The sequence below is a fragment of the Oceanobacillus timonensis genome, from assembly GCF_900166635.1.
GTDB lineage: Bacteria > Bacillota > Bacilli > Bacillales > Amphibacillaceae > Oceanobacillus > Oceanobacillus timonensis.
In genome coordinates this window covers 3,365,518-3,381,718 of record NZ_LT800497.1, presented here as the reverse complement: position 1 = coordinate 3,381,718, position 16,201 = coordinate 3,365,518, and the positions used below count along the sequence as shown (strand labels likewise).

The following is a 16,201-nucleotide window of genomic DNA, read 5'->3' as shown; positions in this document are numbered from 1 at the left end:
GGTAACACCTCGCTATTTTGGTTGTTGGTACTTTCACTATAGCAGGGTTACGGGTGTTTTTTCATGTATTTGGATCTATTACCATATTTAACCTAATGTGTCACCCATAGATTTTGGTGTAGACCCAAAATAAATAGCACTTTTTCCAGTTAAATCAAACAAGATGCTTCATTCTTTAAAATATGAAAAATCCAAACATTATACATATTGCTTAGGTTTGCTATAAAATAGAAGATGAACCTATCGTAGAAAGGGATGAATACAAACGATGAGTGAAAATATTGTCAAAGAAGTAGAAGAGATTATTGAACAGAAGCGGGAAGCTTTTTTCCAAGTGAGCGATCAGATTTGGGAAACGCCTGAAATTCGTTATGAAGAAAAGCAATCCTTTCAGTGTTCGGCAGATTTCATGGAAGAACAGGGTTTTCAAGTCGAACGCGGCGTAGCAAATATTCCAACTGCTTTCACCGCAAGTTTTGGAAATGGCGGTCCAGTGATTGCCATTTTGGGGGAATATGATGCTTTACCAGGTCTAAGTCAAAAAGCTGGTGTCACAGAACACGACCCGGTAGAAACAAACGGTCCCGGACACGGATGCGGACATAATTTACTGGGTGTCGGTTCGATGTCTGCAGCTGTTGCTGTCAAAGAATACTTAGAGAAAAATAACTTGGAAGGCACCATCCGATATTATGGCTGTCCAGCAGAAGAAAGTGGATATGCCAAAACGTATATGGTGAAAGCAGGATTGTTTGATGATGTGGCTGCTTCTTTTTCTTGGCATCCGCACTATTCTAACAGCTTATTTCACGGACCATCTTTAGCGGTTATTCACTCTACCTTTACCTTTAAAGGGGTAAGTTCTCATGCAGCAGCTTCGCCGGAATTAGGGCGGAGTGCTCTAGATGCAGTGGAATTAATGAATGTCGGCGCCAACTTTCTGCGTGAGCATATGATTGATGAAGCACGTGTTCACTATGCTATTACGAATACTGGGGGAATGTCTCCGAATGTGGTGCAAAGAGACGCAGAAGTTTCTTATTTTGTACGGGCTCCACATGCAGAGCAAGCACGTGTTTTGTTTAAACGCCTGGTTAAAATTGCAGAAGGTGCGGCATTAATGACGGAAACGTCTATGGATTACCAAATCGAAGGTGCATGCTCTAACCTTGTTCAAAATGCGACATTGGATAAATTGCTTCATAAAAATATGAAAGCTTTAGAAAGCCCGCATTTTTCAGAAGAAGAACTGGAATTAAGCCGAAAATATTATCAAACACTAAATGAAGATGATGTTGCTTTTGCTGCGTCCCTTGTAGGAAAAGAAAAAGCGGAGGAACTTGCAGCGCGTCCATTAATTCATGAAGTATCTCCTTATCGGGAAGCTCCGGAATATGCAAAAGGCGCAGGTTCTACCGATGTTGGCGCAGTAAGCTGGGTAACTCCTACTGCACAGTTGACTGCAGCAACGTGGTCATTTGGCACGCCATTCCATACATGGCAGGTCGTATCCCAAGGGAAAACGTCTTATGCGAAAAAAGGCATGCTCTATGCAGGGAAAGCAATTGCCAGTACCGTTATAGATGTGTTGCAACATCCCGAAGTACTGGAGGATGCTGTAAAAGAGCTTCGTGACCGGGAAGCAGGTCCGGAAAATTATGTTTCATTGCTTCCAGAAAATCAAAATTTACCTTCTATGCTTCGTAAGTAGGCTGGCAAGAACTATTCAGTTGAAATAACACAAAGAATACGAAACATCAAATCAGTTAACATACGATACTCCCTTTATCTGCAGAGAAATACGAAAAATTCTCTGAGCCCGATAAAGGGAGCTATTTTATTCATAATACTTATCCAGCCGCTTGAATTTATTAACTACGAACTTGAAAATAATTGCTATCAAAATATAAGGAAAAAATGAATAAATATGTTTCCAACTATGCAATTCATATATCTGTAACCAAACTAAGAGCGGTTCCAGTATAAATGCAAAAACAAAGGCATTTATGGTTGAGGCAATCAAAAAGGATTTCCATGTATGAAAATACTGGTAGATAAGCATATAAATAATGGGCATTTGTACAGTATGTATTTCAGCAATCTGAGAGACAGGTAATAATGTATTAGGATAATGCCAAAGCAATAAGGAAACACCTATAGCGTCGCCGATAACTCCCACAGCTGTAACAAAAAAACCGTATGTAACAATCTCAAATATTCTCTTTTTATCTAAAAGAATAAACCATACAATAAAAATACCAACAGTTGTAACCAAAAGAATCCACCAACTGAAGGTAAATAAGTTCTCATGTAACCAGTATTCTGTTCTTACCTCTCTATACTGCTGTAATAATTCAACAATTTTATTCCAAGTAGATTCCATGAATGTCCTCTCCTTACTTGATATAAAGCAAAAGTAAAATGGTTAAACTCCTATTTTCATTACTTTACTTTTGCTACGCCTAATGCTAAATGTTCCCATAGAATATTTTCTACTAACGCAGCCATTGTTGTCTCACATTCAATAATAAGAATGACCTCCGGGTGTTTTCCTTTTAAAAGTCTTTTACGTTTCTTAAGAATTTTTTCTGTAAACAGCCTGATTGTGACTCCTATAACAAATCCCATAAGTGAAAAAATCAACCCCCAATAAATCGGTCCCCATGCTAACACAAAACCGATACTGGTTCCGAAGACAGAAAAAGCCGTAGCAAGTGCCACCCCTATATCAATCAGTGATGTACCATCAGAGTTATGTAAGCTATCAAACAATTTACGTTCTTCGCTTCGATTATCAAGAGGCACCGCATAAATGCTTGCTTTTGGAATTCCATTTTTTTCAAGGGTGGTAATGGCCATTTCTACATGAATATTATTTTCCAGCGTCGCGAAAATTTGCATTGTTATTCATTCACTTTCTCTCCCTTTAGAATTTGAAAATTGGGATCCTGGTAATTGTCTTTTAAAAACATCCGTTGTTCTCTTTCAAATAATTTATTATTTTCCACGGTATTCACATACGCATCATAAATCGAAAATCCGTAAATAGAAGGTAACATAAGCAAAAACTCTTCTCTTAAAACGGCGGTTGATTGACTGATGTCTCCTAAAACCAAAAGCGTGATGGCTTCAAGGAAATGTGACAAATACAAAAAGATAACCGTCCAGCTGATAACGAAGAGAGCCGTAACAAGTCTATGTATATAAAGCTGTCCCAAACCCGGCACAAAAGCTGACCAAAATACTGCCATCCTAGGGTTTCTTTTATCTAAGTAGTTGATTTCCATCGATCCGATACTAAATAGATTGAAGTGATGATCTTCACGCTCTGCCAGCATATAAACTTTGTTCATATCTATTGTTGTTCGGTGACTATCCCAAATACCAAAAAAATAGACGGGTAGATAGGCTAAAAGCCAACGAGAGTCCAACACATTTGTAGCCATATCAAACTTTCCTTGAAAGGAATAAATAATAGCTAAATTAATGTTGGCGTTCAAATTAATAAATACTTCCCAAATAAATAGGACAAATCCACGAAGGTATTTTGATAAAAGCAGGTGACCAAATCCTGGATAAGCCGCACTCCACCATGCGATGATCGAGGGGCTTCTTAAATGAAGTTGCGTAGTACCAAGAATGCTGACATGGGCTTTATAACGTCTGGCGGTATTATCGGTTACATGATTATCCATGGAAAGTCTCCTCTTTTTTTTATTTTTTAACAGTTTTTCCTTTTAGCTAATATTTCATACGGATTGTATAATGAATTAGGAAATTTATTGACAGGGCTTTCTCTAAATGAACCTGATTGTTGTATAATGAATTCTCCGTACCCATTAACATTATATATATCGAATCCAGCTATTTATAATTTTGATCTGATTGCTTCAATTTATTCACTACGAACTTGAACACAACTGCTATCAAAATGTAAGGTAGGACTGAATAGATATGTTTCCAATGATAGGTTTCATATATCTGTAACCATACTAAAGTCGGTTCCAGTATAAATGCGAAAATAAATGCATTTATAGTAACGGCAATAGAAAAGGATTTCCAGGATGGAAAATACTGATAGATAAGCATATAAATAACAGGCATCTGCACTCTATGTATTTCAACAATCAGAGGCGTAGGTAATAACGTAATTGGATAATTCCATAACAATAATGCAACACCAATGGCATCGGCCATTGTAGCTGTACCTGTTACAAAAAATCCATATAGCAGAATCTCAATAATCCTTTTTTTATCTAAAAGAAACAGCCAGACAATAAAAATACCAATTGTTGTCACAAAAAGAATCCACCAACTGGAGGTGAATAAGTTATCATTTAACCAATATTCCATTTTCATATCTCTATATTGCTTTGTCAGTTCAATGATGTTTTGCCAAGTAGGCTGCATAACCCGCACGCCCCTAATTTGGATTAACACACAAGGATTAATGATTGCTTAGACATTTATTTAAGCATATATATTGGGAGTCGGTTCTTATCAGAAAAGATAAAATGTTATTCAAATTATAGTAAAATGCATTGCTTGATCAATATCCCAAAGATATTTTTACGGTTCTCATTTCTTTTTCTGCCATAAGCTGTGCGGTAATACGAAAGGCAAAGTTGTTGAGCAGCACTTTTTTAAATTCTGTTGGGACCATCATCTTTACCGTTCTATGATAATTAAAATGTACGCTGCTAAAAAGAAGTGTACATTTCTGTTTTTTATCACGGTGAACCGTCCGTAAAACTCCCGCCTCAAAATAAAGCGTAAAAATAAATTTATTTAGGCGGGAGATAACGGACGTTAACTCCCAGAATCACTTAGGCTAACGCAGTGAGAGAAGAACAGCAGACTAAGTTCGCGACGTCCTGGGACTGGGACTGCGCTTACTCGTCCCATCGTAAAGAATTGTGCGTCGAAAACTCCCATTGAGGGAAGTTTCGTTTTATATAGGAATTACCAATTCTTATCCCTTTTTTGCTAACTTATCCCTGTTCTTTGCTTGCGGAGGTTCTTCCATCCAACCGTTACGAATCATGAGTTTGGCACTCTCTGAAGAGTATTTCATAATTTCAATAGTTAAACGCGAATAATCGGTGATAAGGTCTTTTCGGGCATCCATGCTCATGCTGCTCCCGTAATAACCGATACTAGTAGCAATGAGGCTTCCTGTAAAAAACATCATGAGTTTGTCTGAAAAAGGGGAAACCGTTGAATCTGTAATTCCTGCATCCGAGGTAGCAGAAACTGGAAGATCATCTTGATTGAGTTTGGAACTAAAAACCTCTACATGTTTCTCGGCAATTTCCTTTCCTTTAACCATATGTTTACGGACTTCCGGGTCACTTGCCACCTGACTAAAACCAATTAACAACGACTTTCCCAACAAATTCCGTTGGCTATTAGCGTAAAGGTTCGAGATTTCCAGAGCGGTCAGAGGGCGAGTATCTCCCATCCATTTCCCAAGGAAATTGTTATCAGTCACAAACGCGATACGATCTGGTGGCGTAATTTCAGGTGCACGGACAAATAATCCTTTTTTCAATAAAAGGCTATTGGCCTTTTTATGAAGGTCAACGGTTTCTGCCATACATCCGGAATAATAATCATGGATATCTGAGCGAACCGCTGTGCCAATAGCGACGCTATAAGCGTTCATTTCTAAAATACCCATCATTTGCAAGTAATGTAGCATAAAGCCATCTGTGTATAGTCTTGGAGCACTTAAATTAACGTCTGCTTCTGTAAATCCCTGAGGAACAGGCCAGTTTTCGCCAGTGAAGAATTTTGTCAGCTTAGGAACATGTGACTCAGATAATTCCAAAGCATGTTGAAGCAATGCAGAAATGTCCGGATCTTCGACAGTTTTTAAAAAGGATTTCAGCATACAAATTGAAGCTGTATCTTCTTGATAGGTTGTCCAAATCTGCGAAATTTCTGCTGATGATAAGGGGGCATTATGTGTCGATGTCATGATAGTTTCCTCCAAAAAATGTATTTTGTATATTTTTCCTGTTTTTCAAGAACATATTACTATCTTTCATTGAAGCGGATGTGTATGAAAAGATGCCTTAAAATGACACCTTTTGTACACCCAATTTTGATAGCAAGTACGGTCAGGATTACCATTATTTCTAAAATAAAACTGTCCTCAAGTTGTACAATTATCTAAACGTATTTTTAGACAGTTTCTTTGGCTTCATTACGCATATATATTTTTAATAAAATCCATCTGATAAGTCCACCAGCTGCTAAACCAATTGGTATGGACAGTAGAGGTAGCCATAGTGGACCAATTAAATGACCCGAAATAGCGAAACTGGGCGAAAAAATTAAAGCTACAGTCATAAAATAGGCAGAAAAGGCAATCGGCAGGTATGCAAAAGCTCTTTCTCCACCACCTGCATTTTTATAAGCATCCCAAATCGCATAGAAATATAAACAAGGATAAAACATTAACCATAAATAATTGGTTTGGGCGATTGATTCTTCAATTTTAAAATTAAAGCTCAACACAATGATGGTATTAAGATTGCCCATGACATTAATTAAGAATTCCAATCCAATAAACAGAATACCCTTTACATAATGGCGATGTAATAATTGAGCAAATCCAGGTAAAGCAATGCTCCAAAGTACTGCTTCGAGCTTTTTACTCTTTTGGGCTAACTTTGTCTCTGTTGATTGACCTACCACGATAATACTTTCCGGTCTGTTAATGTTGGAAGTTGTTTTATGAAGCAGCTGCTCAACTCTGTGAATAAGCCGGAACGATAATTACTTAAATCCTGCCTTGGATTCATTAGGGAAGAAACATCATGTCCTTTCATTTTAGAAACAGTAGCTAAATGCTTCATCAGCTGAGCTATCGTTGAGTTAGTACTCTCTGAGTTTATATATGATGCGTTAGCTGATAAATCATTTTCATATAAAGGAAACGAGAATATTTTTTGCATATTTTAACTCCTTTCTGACTTTATTCATTCTTTTATATCAAGTCTTTACCTCCATTTTGCTTACCATATTGGTCAGAGAAAAGCAGGATTATTTCATCCAATGGATATCATTTAAGTTTCGTCTCATATCAATGTTCTTTCCATGTCATTCAAGTAGTAAATGGAATTAGCTTTTTCCTTTGTTCTTCGCTAATAGCTCCCGATCTTTCGTACCAGGTGGCTGTTCAAGCCAATTATTATCAATCATGATATCTGCACCGCTTTTCGCAAGTTTGGCAACTTCCCCGGACAGACGTGCATAATTGACAGCTAAATCCGATCGCTGACTGGACGCTCCCGCTGTGACATAGTTGCCTACTCCAGCTGACATAAGCAAGGACATATGAAACATCATTAATTTATCGGAAAAAGTCTGTGTTGTAGAATCACTTACCGCTACATCTGGTAATTGTGGCGCACCAAGATTATTTTTCATTAATTTGTCCACGAAAATCTTAATATGCTTTTGTGAAATGTCTTTTCCCCTGATCATAAAATCCTGCACGACTTTGGAAGGGGAGGATTGGGCAAATGCCATACACAATTTTGACCCTATTTCATTTGTCTGGATGTTTGTATATAACTGCGCTATTTCAACGGCGTTTAATGGCCGTTTTTCACTTAATGGATTTAGACCATTATAATACTTTTTACTGTCTACATAATCCGATTCCTTAGGTGTCTCAATATGGGGGTGCCTCGCGCTTATTCCTTTTTCAAGACCAATCTGGACAGCATAATCATAAAGATCCGCTGTTTCCTTAAGTCCCTGTATGAAGTACTCCCGAATTTCCTTTTTGACACTCATCGCAACAGACCCACTGTAAGTGACCATCCCAATTCTTGCCATGTGCGTAATATAGGTTAAACAGAATACATCTGTAAAAAGATGGGGAGCATTCATGTTGACATCCTGATCTGTAAATCCGATTGGGGTTGCATAATTTTCTTCTTCAAAAATCTGATGAAGCTGCCCGATATGATTTTCGGATATGTTATAAGCATGCTGAACAACAGGTTTTATTTCAGAGTCCTCGATATGCTTTAGCATGAAACCTAAGATGCATAACGACATGGTATCGTTCAAATACCCTGACCATACAGAAGCAATCTCTGCCGATGTTAGATGAACTTTCTTTTCTGCCATTTTCAATTACTCCTTCCGATATGAAATATAGATTTAGATTCTGCAACTGCATGATATTTATACATAAGTTTGGTCTTATTGGGAAAAAGAAGAGGAGCAACTATTTTAGGATGTTGTTCAAAAGTCACTAATCTAATGTTTTTGATGGGATGAGTAACTTCTCAGGACGTTGCCATTTTAGCCGACTGTTTTTAATAAGCCGACCTTTTGAACACGTATTATTAGATGACTTGAGGGGATATAATTGGTTCGATCTTTATATCGTAAAAATATAAAAAAGAGTAAAGACATTAAAAAGAAGAAAGATGGAGAGGAAAATTTCTCTCTGGAAATTGGAACGAGCCTGACTGAAAATCTGGGGAATATAAAGAAGATGCTAGATAACCCGGATGATCTGGTTATGCGTAAATTCACCATTGGCGATGCAAATCATCGTACAGCGGTTGTCTATATTGATGGCTTAGTTGATAGCACCTACATCCATGATCATATTATGGAAGATATAAAAAATGTTGCAGAATTGCCTAATGACAAACAGGAACTTTTTGATGTGATTCATTGGGAAGTTATTACGGTAACAGACATTGAATTGGGACAGTCATTAGATGATGTGTCCAATGCAATCTTAAGCGGGAATACAGTTTTCTATCTAGATGGAATGGATCAAGTGCTTATCATGGACACGAAAGGCGGGGAAAATCGTGCCATTGAAGAACCACAGTCGGAAACATTAATTCGTGGTGCCAGGGATGGTTTTGTAGAGGATTTACGAGCCAATACGACTCTAATCCGGCGATATATCGCTGATCCGAATCTGCGTTTTAAAAATTATAAGGTTGGCAAACGTTCCAAAAAAGATCTTGTTGTCGTTTATATGGACGGAATTGTAAACCCTGACATGGTGGAAGAAGTAAACCGTAGATTGGATACCATTGATATCGATGAAGCACCGGAGAGCGGTTATATTGAGCAATGGATTGAGGATAGTTTTTTATCTCCTTTTCCACAGGTTTTAAATACGGAAAGACCGGATAAGGTTTCAGCAGCGGTTCTTCAAGGGAAAGTTGCCATCATGCTTGACCGTACGCCATTTGTATTAATCGTGCCGGCCACCTTTGGCAGTTCGCTGCATTCGCCCGAAGATTATTACTGGCGCTGGTCTCTTGCAACGTTGCTTCGATTGCTGCGTTATCTCGCAGCGTTTATTTCGGTGTTTTTGCCGTCTCTCTATATCGCATTGGTTTCCTATCATCCAGGGCTGATTCCATCCGATTTGGCATTTTCCATTGCGGCAAGTAGAGATGAAGTTCCGTTCCCTCCATTTGTAGAAGCATTATTGATGACCGTAACGATGGAATTATTACGGGAAGCGGGAATACGGCTGCCAAACGCGATTGGACAAACGATAGGAATTGTTGGAGGACTCGTTATCGGAGAGGCTGCGGTTTCAGCCGGGTTGGTCAGTCCAATTATGGTCATTGTCGTTGCGCTTAACGCCATTGCATCCTTTGCGCTGCCTTCTTATGCAGTTGCAATATCATTTCGAATTATGCAGTTTGGATTTATGCTTTCAGCTGCTATATTCGGACTTTATGGAATTATTCTCGGCTATATCATGATAAACGTCCATATTGTTAATTTAATGAGTTTTGGCGTTCCGTATTCGACGAATTTTGCACCGAACTTCAAGAGTGATTGGAAAGATCTTGTTTTACGCGCGCCGATTACTATGATAAAAAGACGTCCAGTATTTTTACAGACGAAAGATAGGCAGCTCATGAGTAAAAGAGAAGGAGAAAAACGGCAATGAAAAGGTTTAAATATGCAGATGAAAGAATCAGTGAAAAAGAAATCATGATTGCGATCCCATCCATTGTGATTGGGGTAGGAATTCTTTCGATGCCAAAAGAATTAGCCTCCGTTACGGTAGGATCTGATGGTTGGATTCCCTTACTTATTGTAGGATTATTTGCTACCCTTATAACTTGGGCAATAGCCAAATTCGCATCAGGCTTTCAAGGGCAAACATTCCTTACTTATGCATCCAACATCGTAACGAAACCAGTGGCAATTATTTTGACCAGTATGTTTGCTGTTCTCTCCATTTTTATAACTGCATATCAAATTCGTAAAATTAGTAATATATCGCAACAATATTTATTTGACCAAACGCCAATCGAAGTCATTGCAGTGACCTTTCTGCTGGTTGTTGTCTATGCTGTTTCCGGCTCAAGGGTCGCTTTGTTTCGAATCAATATGATGTTTATGCCGATTATTCTTTTTATCGCACTTACGCTTGTGGTATTTAATGTAGGCTGGCTTGACATAGGGAATTTAATGCCTGTATTTCAGACACCTCTTAATGGTTATGTGGAGGTGCTGAAAAATACAGGTGGAATCTCGTACCTTGGTTTTGGGATTTTATGGTTCTACCTTTCCTTGGTTGATAAACCCAAAAAAGCTCCAAAGGCAGCTGCAATTGGTATGTGCATCCCGATTGGCTTATATATGATTCTTTTTATCATGTGTATTAGCACGTTTGGTAATGCGGTTACTTCCAATTTACTTTATCCAGTCATAGAGCTGGCTAAAGTGGTGGAAATCCCTGGTGGATTTTTTGAACGGTTTGAATCTATTTTCTTTGTTATATGGATCATGGCTATTTTTATTACCGCAACGATGGCCATGGACATTGGTGTTTTGGCATTAAATTTGATTTTCAAAAAATCGGAGAAACTAAAGATTATTTTTATTCTTACTCCCATCATATATCTCGTTGGTATGTTTCCGCAAGATATTGTGGAAGTGGACTTTTTAGGATCCATAATGGGTTGGATGATGATTATTTTAAACATTACAGTTCTTATATTGTTGAGTGTGGTTGCTAAAATCAGAGGGGTGAAGCGCAATGAATAAAACATATCTATTCCTTCTATGTTGTCTTTGTTGTTTACTTTCCGGATGCTGGGATGAGGTTAATATTGAAGAGCGGGGGTTTGTGATCGGTACTGCTCTTGATTTGGCTGAGGAACAACAATCAGAAGGCAGCCCGTTGGTAACAATGACGAATCAGTTTGTGGTTCCTGCAGGGCTAGGTACTCCCAGTGAGGGGGGCAGTGGTAATGAAAAACCTTACAAAAACTTATCTCTCAGCGGGCATAGTTTATTTCAAATAACCCGAGAAATGGCACTCGTTCAAGGCAACTCCCCTTTTTACGAGCATTTAAAATTAATCGTGGTATCTGCAGACTTAGCGAGCGAACCATATTTGTTTGCCAATACAATGGACCTGCTTATCCGGGACCCCGAGATGCGGAGGGAGACAAAGGTAGTGATTTCCGAAGAAGACGCGGAAGATATTTTGGAAATTGAATCCGAAATGGAACCGCTCCCGGCTATGCAAATTGAACTTATTAATGAAAATATGGATAAATCAGGAGCGTTAATTGAGCCGATTCGAATAGGGGATTTGAATGAAAATATGTTAGAAAAAAATAATTATCTGATTCCAAGAGTCCGCTCGGTGGATGGTCGAATGATGTTTAACGGTACAGCTATCTTTCATGGGAAAAGTAATCGATTAATTGGTTTTATCAGCGGCCAGGATACGTTTAGTGTGAATTTAATAACAGGCGATTTAAAAGGGGGTTATGCTCAATTTGAAATCGACAACAACTTGATGGTTTATGAAATAAAGCGGGCAAAAAGTAGTATAAAAATAGACACGGATCAGGCAAATCATGTGACAATTGATGTGACGATTGATTTAGAGGGAAATATTGGGGAATCATTTGGCGGAAAATCCTTGTTAAATAAAGAATATATGGATGACCTAGATAAGAAGGTAAGTAAAAGTCTAGAAAAAAGGGTATCCGATATCATTAAAAAGGGACAAGAGGAAATTGGGGTAGACTTCTTTGGATTCAGTGAAATCATGCAGGAAAAGCATCACCAGGAATGGACAAAAATAAAAGATGATTGGGATGAAGGCGAAGAGTATTTCCAAAATGCAACAATAAATGTTACGGTAGATGCCACTATCCGGGGAATTGGCGTAACGAATCAATCAAAGGATTAGAAAGGGGTAATATATTATGTGGGAACAAATTACAGGAGCTTTACCGAATTATTTAATACTGTTATGTACGCTTTTATCCTTTGTGATTCCGTATGCTATCTATAAAATCAATCAACAATTGCATCAATACGGCGATCCGCCATGGAAACAGCAAAGATATGAAGAAAATGGGAAGAACAAGGAGACTTAAGGTTTGCGGGCTAAATAAGTTGACAGATTTCGTTTAAAAGTAAGACAGAACCAAGCTGGATATGATATCCGGAAGGAAAAGAGGTGTATAGAAGATGCTCGATATAATTATTCTTATTTTGCTTAGCCTGCTTTTAATAAGCTGTCTTTTGATTTTTACAATGAGGCGCCACTTGTTGAAGAAACTGGTAAATAAATATGGGAAGGTTTTGATGGAAGATGATTATCAAGAAAATGTACTTGAAATGCTAACAGGTTTTAGACATATGGGAATCCAAGACACCTTTGAAAATAACTTGCGAGCTGAATATGGGGATGTGCTAAATCGGCCGCTTGGTTCTTCAAAAACATGGCCGGACTTTGAAAAGCTGACCTTTATACCTGCTCAGGTAGCTACGTTTCCAGCGGAATATACCGAACAAGTAGATATGAAAATAACAATCGGCCCAAATGCGAAGAAACCAATGCAATTAGATATACCATTAATGATCAGCGGCATGGCTTACGGGGTTGCATTAAGCAAAGAAGTGAGATTAGCATTGGCAGATGCGGTAAACCAGGTTGGCACCGCGCTTAATTCCGGTGAGGGAGGTGTTCTGGATGAAGAAATTGATGGAACAGATAACTATATATTGCAATTTTCCAAGACAAGCTGGTCAAAGGAAGATGGGCTTATTAAGAAAGCGTCCATGATTGAAATCAAATTTGGACAGGGAGCATTAATGAGTGCGGGCGTAGTTATTCCGGCTGATGAACTGGAGGGCGAAATTAGGGAAGTTTTAAATTTAGATGACGGAGAAGATGCAATTATCCATAATCATTTCTTTGAGAATCAAACATTAGAGGACTTTAAAAAACTTGTTCAGGAATTAAAAGAGGTAACAGGAGGCGTTCCGATTGGTGCAAAGATTGCCGCGGGCGGGAAAATAGAAGAGGACATTGATGCTTTATTAGAAATCGAAGTAGACTATATTGCTGTCGATGGAGGGCAGGCAGCAACACACGGTGGTCCGCCGATATTGGCAGAGGACTTTGGGATTCCTACGATTCATGGATTGCACCGGGCACAGCAGCATTTGCAAAAAAAGAAGGCTAGGGAAGATGTCAGTCTGATTATTTCAGGCGGGCTGTTTACCCCGGGCCAGTTTCTTAAGGCTATCGCATTAGGAGCAGATGCTGTTTATTTAGGATCCGCTGCTTTATTTGCCATCTCTCATAAACAAGTTTTAAATGCGATTCCCTTCGAACCGCCTACTCAAATTGTCTGGTATGACGGCAAATATAAGGACGATTTCAATAGACAAGACGGGTCAGAATCATTAGTCAATTTTATCAATGCTTCTATAAAGGAAATGGAAGAAGGCATTCGAATGATGGGGAAAACAGCCTTGTCAGAAGTGACGAAGGATGACCTTGTTTCTTATGATGAAACCGTTGCCCATGATATGGAAGTTTCTTATAGTATTCATTCTTATAAAGAAGTTTCTAAAAAGAGTAAAGAAGAACCGATGATTGAGCTCTGAACAGACATGCTGGCAAAGAGAACCATTTAACGTATTTTTTCCAGTATTTTATTAGTTATGAACGGGGGAAACAAACATATAAACATGGAGAACTTTTGTAGTTAATTAAACGAAAGGAAGTCAAATAATGATGTTTTATTGGGCAGCTAAATGTGTAATCATACTGTTAATGATCTTTTCCTTTATTTTCTTTCCTCCTGTCATTTCCATAGCCAAAACAGGAAATGATCCGGAAAAACAGGCATTTTTGGATTTTGAAAAAGAGATCTTTGATTTAATCGAATCCAATGAAGAATTATTAAGTGAATTGGCTGGTGAAGCAGGGAATAAGGGAAGCTTCTATAATATTGATTTAAAAGCAGAGCAGAGGTTTGAAAAAATCTCATCAGATTTAATTGAGTTAAAAGTGTCCTCCGTACTGCCGGACGATATAAGGGCATCTTTAGAAGAAGTCAAAAGGAATTATTTATAGGTTTTAAAGCATTAGAAGAATCTATAAATTACTTATCGCAATATTTCACAAACGGTGATCTTTTTGTATACAATGAGTTCATAAATAAACGGGATGAAGGCTTTCTTTATATTGATGGTGGTTTAACCTCGTTAACTACAGTAAGATTAAGGCTATGCGATGGAATTCCAAGACCTACCTTCCAGTCATCATGGGCGATGATGAAAGCAAAAAATCAATATTATATTATTTATTGATATAAAATATTTAACAATAATTGAAAAAGAACACCGGGTAAAATGTGACCAGTTTTACTTGGAATCAGGTACCCAGCCATTTTATTGGAATTGTTTTTTCTAATCATAAACGCTTTCTTCCCGAGCATAATCAAATTGATTTTTTTACTTTAGAACCATTGAATACGCAATCGTCAAGTCCAGACCATATTATGATGTATACGTATATTTTTGTATTTGTCTTTTTGCCACAAAAACACCTTTTTAGATAACCATACCTAGAGGGATGAAAATTCACTGTCTTTTACAAACATCGTAGTTTTGATTTAAATACTTCATCTTTTAGAAACATCGTAGTTTTATTTTAATCATCAATTTCAAATTAATATGGCAGGAACGAAATCTTATAATAAGAAAGATTAATCAATCACATATAAATAAAAACTTTCTTGTTTTTAATATATAAATCGGCTATAATGAGCATACAGTATCCATGTAAAGGGAAAGATTATTTTCCCTTTGTTCCCTGGAGACGATTGGCTATCGCTTTCACAGTGCGATAGTCCTTTTTTTATATTTTTTATTTGACAAACGGATTTAATCAATGTCAAAAAGCAATCTAAAAAGAGATAGAAGTGAGTTTTGTATTAAATATTCAGAAAATTAATCATCTCCTCTATAAAAGATTTTGAAAGCATTTTTACTTCCTTAGAATCCCTTATATTCTGGAGTACAAGCCTTAGGTTGAATAGTCAATTTGCAAAAGTTATTCATTTTTTAAGATATGATTTCTATATCCGAAAATAGGAAAATCTTATCTGTTATTATTGTTTTAATATTTGGTGACACACCATTTTATAAAGGAAAAGTCGGGTTTCAAGTATATAGTTTTGTTTTTGATTAGGGAAAAATAAATAGTGAGGTAAGGTAAATTAACCTGTATGAAAATTTAAAAAGAGAACAAACCCAATTGAATTTAAATTAGAAATCTGTCCTCTCTTAAGTAGATAATTTAATTGTCAGTCTTATTCTGGTGTAAAGGCGGAGTAATCAACCACCCTTTTTCCTTATTAAGTTTAAGAACTTTTGCTCCAAATGTTGCTTTCTGTGTATGGATTTGTCCAAATATCATCGCAATATCTTCACGAATTGATTCACCCATTATCTTACTGCATGCAACTAACCCCCCAGCCGTTTGACTAGCCAGGGCAGCTGCTATTTCCATGTCTTGAACACGTGCTCCCACTGGAATATCTTCCAAGTTAGCTTTAGGACGTTCTGGCGGAGTTGGGGGTAAGCCAATTCCATTTTCTTTTAATAGCTCTTCAAGCTGTTTAACCTCTTGTTGCCCAGATTGTATAGCCTCGTCAAGTAATTTCTGCAGATCTTTATCACCTGCGTGGTTTAAATGAATTTGGTTACCGGCAACCAAACTTTTAGCAGTAGTCAGGAAGCTCCATACTGCAAAAACTTCTCCGTAATGCATCGGTTCATCTTTAGGGTTTCCGCTTAAAATTCCCATTGATATCCTCCCTATTAAGTTCATGTAAGATTATTCTTAGGTAGCATGTCCAAC

The 16,201-nt window shown here is 37.7% G+C and carries 16 protein-coding genes; 7 read left to right on the top strand and 9 right to left on the bottom strand.

Translation table 11 applies throughout. The annotated features are described in order from the left end of the window. Nucleotides 1-268 precede the first annotated feature (268 nt). Nucleotides 269-1,711, top strand: a complete 1,443-nt coding sequence (locus tag B7E05_RS16510; protein WP_080875239.1) for a M20 family metallopeptidase — start codon at nucleotides 269-271, stop codon at nucleotides 1,709-1,711. 126 nt (nucleotides 1,712-1,837) lie between these two features. On the opposite strand, the gene B7E05_RS16505 is transcribed toward B7E05_RS16510, so the two are convergent. The 8 genes from B7E05_RS16505 to B7E05_RS16470 all read right to left on the bottom strand — a co-directional run bounded on the left by B7E05_RS16505 (nucleotide 1,838) and on the right by B7E05_RS16470 (nucleotide 8,148). Beyond that, nucleotides 1,838-2,383: a CBO0543 family protein gene (locus tag B7E05_RS16505; protein ID WP_080875238.1), complete on the bottom strand. Its 546-nt coding sequence runs from the start codon at nucleotides 2,381-2,383 to the stop codon at nucleotides 1,838-1,840. Nucleotides 2,384-2,442: 59 nt separating this feature from the next. Beyond that, on the bottom strand, nucleotides 2,443-2,901 hold the full coding sequence (locus tag B7E05_RS16500) for a hypothetical protein (RefSeq protein ID WP_080875237.1): 459 nt from the start codon (nucleotides 2,899-2,901) through the stop codon (nucleotides 2,443-2,445). 2 nt (nucleotides 2,902-2,903) lie between these two features. After that, nucleotides 2,904-3,695, bottom strand: coding sequence for a DUF5683 domain-containing protein (locus tag B7E05_RS16495; RefSeq protein ID WP_080875236.1), 792 nt, complete (start codon nucleotides 3,693-3,695; stop codon nucleotides 2,904-2,906). 169 nt (nucleotides 3,696-3,864) lie between these two features. Further along, a complete protein-coding gene (locus B7E05_RS16490) occupies nucleotides 3,865-4,410 on the bottom strand; it encodes a CBO0543 family protein (protein WP_080875235.1) in 546 nt (181 codons plus the stop codon). Between the two features lie 562 nt (nucleotides 4,411-4,972). Next, nucleotides 4,973-5,980, bottom strand: coding sequence for a DUF3231 family protein (locus tag B7E05_RS16485; RefSeq protein ID WP_080875234.1), 1,008 nt, complete (start codon nucleotides 5,978-5,980; stop codon nucleotides 4,973-4,975). Between the two features lie 206 nt (nucleotides 5,981-6,186). After that, entirely contained in the window at nucleotides 6,187-6,702 is a 516-nt protein-coding gene (locus B7E05_RS16480; RefSeq protein WP_080875233.1) for a hypothetical protein, read from the bottom strand. Further along, a complete protein-coding gene (locus B7E05_RS16475) occupies nucleotides 6,696-6,962 on the bottom strand; it encodes a hypothetical protein (protein WP_080875232.1) in 267 nt (88 codons plus the stop codon). Before B7E05_RS16475 ends, B7E05_RS16480 begins: the two co-directional genes overlap by 7 nt. A gap of 166 nt (nucleotides 6,963-7,128) precedes the next feature. Next, entirely contained in the window at nucleotides 7,129-8,148 is a 1,020-nt protein-coding gene (locus B7E05_RS16470) for a DUF3231 family protein (protein WP_080875231.1), read from the bottom strand. A 244-nt stretch (nucleotides 8,149-8,392) separates the two neighbouring features. Between B7E05_RS16470 and B7E05_RS16465 the strand changes: the two genes are divergently transcribed. From B7E05_RS16465 to B7E05_RS16445, 6 genes are all read left to right on the top strand, one after another. Next, the gene (locus B7E05_RS16465; RefSeq protein WP_080875230.1) at nucleotides 8,393-9,958 is read left to right on the top strand and encodes a spore germination protein; all 1,566 of its coding nucleotides are present in this window, start codon (nucleotides 8,393-8,395) and stop codon (nucleotides 9,956-9,958) included. Next, nucleotides 9,955-11,064: a GerAB/ArcD/ProY family transporter gene (locus tag B7E05_RS16460; protein WP_080875229.1), complete on the top strand. Its 1,110-nt coding sequence runs from the start codon at nucleotides 9,955-9,957 to the stop codon at nucleotides 11,062-11,064. Before B7E05_RS16465 ends, B7E05_RS16460 begins: the two co-directional genes overlap by 4 nt. After that, entirely contained in the window at nucleotides 11,057-12,226 is a 1,170-nt protein-coding gene (locus B7E05_RS16455) for a Ger(x)C family spore germination protein (RefSeq protein WP_080875228.1), read from the top strand. The genes B7E05_RS16460 and B7E05_RS16455 overlap by 8 nt, the downstream gene beginning before the upstream one ends. A gap of 16 nt (nucleotides 12,227-12,242) precedes the next feature. Then, a complete protein-coding gene (locus tag B7E05_RS22205; RefSeq protein ID WP_179134561.1) occupies nucleotides 12,243-12,416 on the top strand; it encodes a hypothetical protein in 174 nt (57 codons plus the stop codon). 175 nt (nucleotides 12,417-12,591) lie between these two features. Further along, a complete protein-coding gene (locus tag B7E05_RS16450; RefSeq protein ID WP_245833129.1) occupies nucleotides 12,592-13,938 on the top strand; it encodes an FMN-binding glutamate synthase family protein in 1,347 nt (448 codons plus the stop codon). Between the two features lie 127 nt (nucleotides 13,939-14,065). Continuing rightward, nucleotides 14,066-14,410 carry a hypothetical protein gene (locus tag B7E05_RS16445; protein WP_080875226.1) on the top strand — a complete coding sequence of 115 codons (345 nt, stop codon included), beginning with the start codon at nucleotides 14,066-14,068 and terminating at the stop codon, nucleotides 14,408-14,410. Nucleotides 14,411-15,637: 1,227 nt separating this feature from the next. On the opposite strand, the gene B7E05_RS16440 is transcribed toward B7E05_RS16445, so the two are convergent. Beyond that, a complete protein-coding gene (locus B7E05_RS16440; protein ID WP_080875225.1) occupies nucleotides 15,638-16,147 on the bottom strand; it encodes a DUF3231 family protein in 510 nt (169 codons plus the stop codon). Between the last annotated feature and the right edge of the window lie 54 nt (nucleotides 16,148-16,201).